Source organism: Gilliamella sp. Nev6-6 (assembly GCF_001690605.1).
GTDB lineage: Bacteria > Pseudomonadota > Gammaproteobacteria > Enterobacterales > Orbaceae > Gilliamella > Gilliamella apicola_C.
The window spans coordinates 1-9,007 of sequence record NZ_LZHP01000052.1 but is presented as its reverse complement, the minus strand read 5'-3'; the positions used below and the strand labels follow the sequence as shown (position 1 = coordinate 9,007).

The window sequence follows — 9,007 nt, the reverse complement described above, 5'->3', positions numbered from 1 at the left end:
ATATTATTTATAATTTTAATTTATATAAAAACAGTAAACTAGTAGAATAACAGCAAATAATTTAATAACTTCGAATTAAGCGAGCAAAAATACAAATAGGTATAAATATGGAAGACTCTTTTAAACCCCGTAGTTTATCAATTAGTGAATTATTTGGTGATACAAAAAATCTTTATAAAATACCCAAGTATCAAAGACCCTATAAATGGGAAAGTGAACAAGTTGAACAGCTATGGGATGACATATTAGAATCGTATGAAAATCATGTGCCAAATTACTTTCTTGGTTCTGTTATCACAGCTAATTCTCATGATGAGCCTTTATCTCCTTACATTGATGTTGTTGATGGGCAACAAAGATTAACCACTTTAATGATACTATTTTGCGTAATACGCGATTATTTTCCATGCCTTAATGTAGATGATAATTCCAATCCACTTTCTGTAAATATAGATATTATTCGTTCTGCCATTATCTTTAATAGCCGCGCTTCACGTTTAAGGTTACATACCCATAGCTCTCATCAATCTGACTTTGAAACATATATTTTAAACGATGGAGCAACCAAAATATTATCTTCCCCATATAAATATCAAATTAAGAATGACCAAGAACCCAAATTCAAATTTATTAATACCGCACTAATTTTTAAAGAGAAATTGAATTCATTGCCCAAAAGCCAGCTTGGCAAGTTAATCAATTATCTATTTTACCAAGTTAAGATAATACGTATTGATTGTACTAGCCGTGATTTTGCTATTAAATTGTTTCAAGTACTTAATAATAGAGGTTTAGATTTAACTTCAGCAGACTTAATAAAAAGCTTTTTATTAGAAAAGCTTTATAAAAAATACAAAGATGATTTATCTACATCAAAATTAAAAGAAGAAAATTTTATGTCTGATTGGCGTGAAATGGAACAATATATTAAACAATGTGATGATATGAGTTTAAATGATTTGTTTATTATTTATGCCCATTATTTGTTGGGCTCAAACCAAAAAAAATCATTTACAGAAGAGCTACAAGACTTATTCGAAAATCAAGATCCAAATCAAGTCATATCCTCATTAAAGCTGTTTGTTATTAATTATTATGAAAAGATATATTGTTCAAAAGATAAAAATATTTATTCGTTTAGATATTTAAGATGGAGTAATTATTGGAAAGCAATATTAATGACCGCAATTACAACAGAGTATAAAAATTTTGATGACTTAGTTTTTGAACTAAGGCGATTTTATTATTTATATTGGATTGCTGGTAAAACATTATCGCAAGTAAAACAGACTTCTTTTAACATCATCAAAGCAGTCAAAGAAAAAAAACATATTAACTATTTAAGAGCTATTTTTTCTAATAAATTAAATTCGGAAAAGATTTACGAATTGGCAATATCACAATTAACTTCTAATGTGGTTGACAAAGAAGCTTGGATTAAACCTCTTTTGATTTTAATTGAATATGATTTAACCGATCAATCTAATCCTATTTTATTAAAACTTAATAACGACTTACATCTTGAACATATATTACCCAAAAAATATAAAAGTATTTCTGCGTGGAGTTATATAACAGAAGAAGTAAAAAACAAATGGTTACATAGTATCGCTAATTTAACACTACTGAGTGGTAAAAAAAATATTGATGCTAGTAATAATCCTTTTAATATCAAAATGACTGTGTATCAAGGTAATCATACCGATAATACAACAGCTTTTCGCCTTTCTCAAAAAGTATTAGATGATTTCAATCAAAGAACTTTTAACCAACAATGGCATGAAAAAGCGTTACAAGATCGGTATAATTGGATACTTGAAAGGCTAGAAAGATTATTAGCTATAGATTTAACTTCAGTAAAACAAATGAAAAGTCCGCAAATGGAAAATAAGAGTTAAACTACTATTATATTGACGTAAAGTAACTATAAAAAAGATGATTTATTTTATAGTTACTAATATCTTATCTTTACTTAGGAACATAAAATATGACTTCGATTGATTCTCAATCAAGCACTAGTACCCAACAACGCGAGCAACTACAACGCCAAATCTGGAAAATTGCCGACGAGGTACGGGGTGCAGTCGATGGTTGGGATTTTAAACAGTATGTACTTGGTTCTTTGTTTTATCGCTTTATTAGTGAAAATTTTGCCAATTATATTCAAGGCGATGATGGCAGTATTGATTACAGCACGTTATCTACCGATATTATTACCGATGAAGCCAAACAAGATGCCATAAAAACCAAAGGCTATTTTATCTATCCCGACCAACTATTTTGTAATGTTGTTGCTAATGCAAATACCAATCCAAGCTTAAATACTGACCTAGCCGATATTTTTAATGCAATTGAAAGTTCTGCTATTGGTTACCCGTCAGAAAGTGATATTAAAGGATTATTTGCCGATTTTGATACCACCAGCAATCGCTTAGGTAATACAGTTGCCGATAAAAACAAACGGTTAGCCGCAGTACTTAATGGTGTTGCCGAACTTGATTTTGGTGATTTTGCAGACAATCAAATTGATCTGTTTGGCGATGCTTATGAGTTTTTGATTTCTAATTATGCCTCGAATGCCGGTAAATCTGGTGGTGAATTTTTTACGCCGCCGAATGTGTCGAAATTGATCTCACAATTAGCCTTACATAATCAAACAAAGGTCAATAAAATCTATGACCCAGCGGCAGGTTCGGGTTCTTTATTGTTACAAGCGAAAAAACAGTTTGATGAACATATCATTGAGGATGGATTTTTCGGTCAAGAGATTAATCATACCACCTATAACCTTGCTCGAATGAATATGTTTTTACACAATATCAACTATGATAAATTCGAAATAGCTTTAGGCGACACGCTACTTAACCCAAAATTTGGCGACGAAAAACCATTTGATGCAATCGTTTCTAATCCACCCTATTCAATTAAATGGATTGGCAGTGATGATCCAACCTTAATTAATGATGACCGATACGCACCTGCTGGCGTGCTGGCACCAAAATCGAAAGCCGATTTTGCTTTTATTATGCATGCACTAAGTTACCTGTCCGAGTGTGGGCGAGCGGCAATTGTTACTTTTCCGGGGATATTTTATCGTGGTGGTGCGGAACAAAAAATTCGCAAATATTTGGTCGATAATGATTTTGTTGAAACCGTAATTTCACTGGCACCCAACTTATTTTATGGTACCTCGATTGCGGTTAATATTTTAGTGCTTGCCAAAAATAAAACCGTCAAAACAACACAATTTATTGATGCTAGCAAACTCTTTAAAAAAGAGACCAATAATAATGTGCTCACTGATAAACATATTCAAGAAATTATGCAAGTATTTGCTAGCAAGCAAGATATCGAATATTTTGCTAAATCAGTTGATAATCAAACCATTGCGGAAAATGACTATAATCTATCGGTCAGTTCGTATGTGGAAGCCGAAAATACCCGTGAAGTGATTGATATCACCCAGCTTAATGCCGAAATAAAAGATACCGTAGCTAAAATTGATAGCTTACGCTCCCAAATTGACGCGATTGTGGCGGAGATTGAGGGATGATTAAGCGTAATAATATAATTGAACTGCTGAAAGGTATTGAGGTTGAGTGGAAAAATTTGGATGAAGTAACAAATTATGAACAACCTACCAAATATCTTGTCACATCAACAAATTACAATGATGAATACAAAACACCTGTTTTGACGGCAGGTAAAACTTTCATTTTAGGTTATACGAATGAGATAGCTGGAATTTATGCAGGGAAAAATAATCCAGTTATCATTTTTGATGATTTTACAACCGCAAATAAATGGGTTAATTTTGATTTCAAAATTAAATCGTCAGCAATGAAAATCATCAGTTCAGCTGATGAAGAAAAATATAATTTAAAATATATTTATTATTGGATGAATACACTTCCAAATGAAAAGATAGATAATGATCATAAAAGACAATGGATTAGTAATTATGCTAATAAAAAGATTCCAGTGCCTCCATTTTCGATTCAAACCGAAATTGTCCGTATTTTAGACACATTTACAGAGCTCACAGCAGAGCTCACAGCAGAGCTCACAGCAGAACTTACTATACGAAAAAAACAATACAACTATTATCGAGATAAATTATTAAGCTTTAAAGATGATAAAGTGGAATGGAAATCAATTGACGAAATAGCCACCTTAAAAAGAGGGATTCGTGTTGTCCGAAATGAATTGTCACCAAAAGCTAGCTATAAAGTCTACCAAAATAGTTTAACACCTTTAGGATATTATGAAAAAACTAATACTAAAGAGAATACAACATTTATAATAAGCGCTGGTGCAGCTGGAGAAATCGGTTATAGTCCAGAAGTATTTTGGGCTGCCGATGACTGTTTTTACTTTGAATGTTCAAATCATATATTAAGTAGATATTTATTTCATGTATTAAAAAATAAACAAAAGTACATTTCATCTCAAGTAAGACGCTCAAGCATACCTAGATTACCTCGATTGGTTATTGAAAAACTAAAAATTCCCATTCCCCCACTCAAGGAACAAGCCCGTATTGTCGAAATCTTAGATAAATTCGATGCGCTTACCAATTCAATCACCGAGGGGTTACCGCGTGAGATAGCATTACGCCAAAAACAATATGAATATTATCGGAATTTATTATTAGACTTTCCGAAAGAGTAAGAATCATAAGATAGAGTTATAAAAAGATGAATGCCACATTAAGGAATATTGCTGAAAAGCTGGATAAAAATGATAAAAAAAACCAATTAATCTATGCCTTTAACGGTACTGGTAAAACACGTTTATCTCAAACATTTAAAAATTTAATTATATCGCAGCATAAAGGCGATAAAGAGAATAATGCAGCCTTAACAAGGCATAAAATCCTTTACTATAACGCTTTTACTGAGGATTTGTTTGCTTGGGATAATGATAAACACCAAGAGGGTGAACATCAATTAATCATAAAACCTAACTCATTTACGGACTGGATTTTGAAAGACCAAGGTCAGGATCAAAACATCGCTCACTACTTTCAATCCTACACCCAGCAAAAATTAACGCCACATTTCAATGAGGATTTTTCCGCTGTGACTTTTTCGCTCGCAGGGGGTAATGATCAACGTATTGATAATATTAAAATCTCCAAAGGGGAAGAAAATAATTTAATTTGGAGTATTTTTTTCACCTTGATTAGTTTGGTGATCGCAGAGCGCAATATTGTTGAGCCTAAAGAACGTTCTACCAATGAATTTGATCAGTTACGCTATATTTTTATTGATGATCCAGTCAGCTCATTGGACGAAAATCACCTAATCCAATTAGCGGTCGATATTGCTAAATTAATCAATAGCAGCAAATCGGATATTAAATTTATTATCACCACTCATAACCCATTATTTTACAATGTGTTGTATAATGAACTGGGTTTAAAAACAGGCTGTATTTTAAAACGATTTGAAAATGGCGATTTTGCCCTAGAAGAAAAAAAAGGAGATTCAAATCAAAGCTTTTCGTATCATCTTTATTTAAAAGATATTTTGCAACAAGCCATTAGCGAAAAGAAAATTGAAAAATATCACTTTACTTTATTACGTAACTTGTATGAAAAAACGGCCTGTTTTTTAGGATATCCAAAATGGTCAGAACTCCTGCCTGATGATAAACAAGTTTATTTAACACGGATTATCAACTTTACCAGTCATTCAACATTATCGAATGAAATGATCCCAGAACCATCCGAGCCAGAAAAACAGATCGTTTCATTTTTACTTAATCATTTACTCGAAAATTACAATTTTAAATAGCTGGAATGGACTATGACAATTTACACAACACCTCTTGCTGAAACCAATCATTATATTATTTTAGATAACTACAACAGGCTTGAAGAGCCGGCAGCGACTTATCAAACTGAAAAAGAGTTAGAAAAAGAGCTGATTGATGATTTAGTCCGTCAAGGTTATGAATATCTTCCCGAACTGAATAATCACGAAAAATTGCTGGCTAATATTCGTGATCAATTACAAACCTTAAACAAAATGCAGTTTACCGATAAGGAATGGCAGCGCTTTGTATTAGAGTATTTAGATAAACCCAATGAGTCGATGATCGACAAAAGTCGCAAAATCCACCACGATCATATCTATGATTTTGTTTTTGATGATGGACATATTCAAAATATCAAGCTGTTAGATAAAAAAGATGTCACCAATAATAAATTACAAGTTATCCGTCAATTCCAGCAAACTGGCAATTATGCAAATCGTTATGATGTGACGATTTTAGTGAATGGCTTGCCCCTTGTTCAAGTTGAATTAAAAAAGCGGGGTATTGCCATTCGTGAAGCCTTTAACCAAGTGCATCGCTATAGTAAAGAGAGTTTTAATCAAGATAATTCACTGTTTAAATATTTACAACTGTTTGTTATCTCAAATGGTACTGACACGCGCTATTTTGCTAACACCACTAAGCGCGATAAAAACAGCTTTGATTTTACAATGAATTGGGCCAATGTTAAAAACGAGCCGATAAAAGATCTAAAAGATTTTACCGCTACCTTTTTTGCCAGCCGCACGCTGTTAAATGTGTTACTGACTTATTCGGTGCTTGATGTAAATGACACATTGTTAATTATGCGCCCTTACCAAATTGCCGCCACCGAGCGTATATTGTGGCAAATCATTAGCGCTTATCATGCCAAAAAGTGGAGTAGCTTACAAAGTGGAGGATTTATTTGGCACACAACCGGATCTGGTAAAACCTTAACGAGTTTTAAAGCGGCACGGTTAGCAACAGAATTAGCATTTATAGATAAAGTCTTTTTTGTGGTGGATCGTAAAGATCTCGATTTCCAAACCATGAAAGAGTATCAAAAATTTTCCAAAGATAGTGTCAATGGCTCAAACAGTACCGCAGGACTTAAGCGTAATATTGAAAAAACCGATAATAAAATTATTGTTACCACCATTCAAAAACTTAACAATTTAATAAAAAGCGAAGATGATTTAGCCATCTATGATAAACATGTGGTATTTATTTTTGACGAAGCGCACCGCTCCCAGTTTGGTGAAGCGCAAAAAAACTTAAAGCGCAAGTTTAAAAAATATTATCAGTTTGGCTTTACGGGTACACCGATCATGCCAGCTAACGCGTTAGGTGCACAAACTACCGCGGATGTGTTTGGTCGTGAATTACATGCTTATGTGTTAACCGATGCCATTCGTGACGAAAAAGTCTTAAAATTTAAAGTGGACTATAATGATGTGCGCCCTAATTTTAAATCGATTGAACAAGAACAAAATCTAGAAAAACTCAGCGCTGCTGAAAATAAACAAGCACTACTTCACCCAAAACGCATTGAACAAATTACCCAATATATTTTGAATAATTTTAAGCAAAAAACCCACCGTTTAATGGGCAATGGTAAAGGATTTAATGCCATGTTTGCCGTGAGCAGTGTCGATGCGGCAAAACTCTATTATGAATCGTTCAAAAAATTACAAAAAGATGCCAGCAAGCCGTTAAAAATAGCAACAATATTTTCTTATGCAGCTAATGAAGAACAAGACGCACAAGGTAATTTTGCCGATGAAAGCTTTGAAACTGACGCTTTAAATCAAAGCGCTAAAGAATTTTTAGCAATGGCAATCGACGATTATAATAAGGAATTTAAATCAAACTATGATGTTAGTAGTGAACAATTTCAAAACTATTATCGCGATCTGTCATTAAAGGTAAAAAATCGGGAAATCGATTTACTAATTGTGGTTGGCATGTTTTTAACGGGTTTTGATGCGCCAACACTCAATACATTATTTGTTGATAAAAACCTGCGGTATCATGGCTTAATTCAAGCTTTTTCACGCACCAATCGTATTTACAATGCAACCAAAACCTTTGGTAATATTGTAGCGTTTCGTGATTTGGAACAAGCTACCATTGATGCAATAAAAACATTTGGTAAAAGCAATACCCGAGAAGTGGTGTTAGAAAAAAGTTATGATGAATATATGCAGGGTTTTACTGATAAAGTATCAGGCGATATTCACAATGGGTATTTAACAATCATTGCCGATTTACAAGAAAAATTTCCCCGTGCTGATGAAATCATCACCGAAAAAGATAAAATAGCGTTTGTTAAATTATTTGGCGAGTACTTGCGTGCTGACAATGTATTGCAAAATTATGATGAATTTGTGGCATTAAAAGCATTCCAACAACTCGATACGACTGATGAACAAGCCATGCTAGCCTTTAAAGCTCGACATAATGTAACCGATGATGATCTACAAAAAATGCAAACAATAAAATTGCCAACCGACCGTGCAATTCAAAATTATCGTTCAACTTATAATGACATCCGCGATTGGCTACGCAGAGAAAAGGAATCTAATCAACAAGCTCAATCAACCATTGATTGGGATGATGTGGTTTTCGAAATTGATCTATTAAAATCACAAGAAATCAATTTGGATTATATTCTTGAGCTGATTTATGAACAAAATAAACAAGAAAAAACCAAACAAGATATTGTTGAAGAGACTCAACGATTGATTCGTTCAAGTTTAGAAAACCGAGCTAAAGAAGGGTTAATTGTTGAGTTTATTAATCAAACGGATTTAAATAACATTCCCGACAAAGCCAGTACGGTTGATGCTTTTTATCAATATGCACAACGTCAGCAACAAGCTGAAATTAACGCCTTAATCGGAGAAGAGAATTTAAATGAAGCAGCAACCAAACGCTATATTGCTTCTTCATTAAAGCGCAAATATGCAACCGAAAATGGCACTGAATTAAACGAAATGTTACCGAAGATGAGCCCACTTAATCCACAATATTTAATCAAAAAACGTCGGGTTTTTGAAAAAATAGCAACAATGGTTGAAAAATTTAAAGGGGTTGGTGGCAGTGATAACATCTAATTATTAACGATAAAGGGCATGGAATTGCGCATTGACTTTTCCCTGCCCTATAAATAATCAAGCAATATGGTTTGCCATAATCTGCTATG

5 protein-coding genes are annotated in these 9,007 nt (G+C 33.3%); all 5 read left to right on the top strand.

Features of this window, described 5'->3' with window-relative positions; translation table 11 throughout:
- Nucleotides 1–107 precede the first annotated feature (107 nt).
- The 5 genes from A9G42_RS06070 (at nt 108) to A9G42_RS06050 (ending at nt 8,918) form a co-directional block, all read left to right on the top strand.
- A complete protein-coding gene (locus A9G42_RS06070; protein ID WP_065652946.1) occupies nt 108–1,898 on the top strand; it encodes a DUF262 domain-containing protein in 1,791 nt (596 codons plus the stop codon).
- A gap of 89 nt (nt 1,899–1,987) precedes the next feature.
- Nucleotides 1,988–3,553, top strand: a complete 1,566-nt coding sequence (locus tag A9G42_RS06065; RefSeq protein WP_065652945.1) for a type I restriction-modification system subunit M — start codon at nt 1,988–1,990, stop codon at nt 3,551–3,553.
- Entirely contained in the window at nt 3,550–4,671 is a 1,122-nt protein-coding gene (locus tag A9G42_RS06060; RefSeq protein WP_065582740.1) for a restriction endonuclease subunit S, read from the top strand. Before A9G42_RS06065 ends, A9G42_RS06060 begins: the two co-directional genes overlap by 4 nt.
- Before the next feature lie 26 nt (nt 4,672–4,697).
- Complete coding sequence (locus A9G42_RS06055) at nt 4,698–5,798, top strand: anticodon nuclease (protein WP_065582739.1); 1,101 nt, start codon at nt 4,698–4,700, stop codon at nt 5,796–5,798.
- A gap of 12 nt (nt 5,799–5,810) precedes the next feature.
- The gene (locus tag A9G42_RS06050; RefSeq protein WP_065652944.1) at nt 5,811–8,918 is read left to right on the top strand and encodes a type I restriction endonuclease subunit R; all 3,108 of its coding nucleotides are present in this window, start codon (nt 5,811–5,813) and stop codon (nt 8,916–8,918) included.
- The last annotated feature ends 89 nt before the right edge of the window (nt 8,919–9,007 follow it).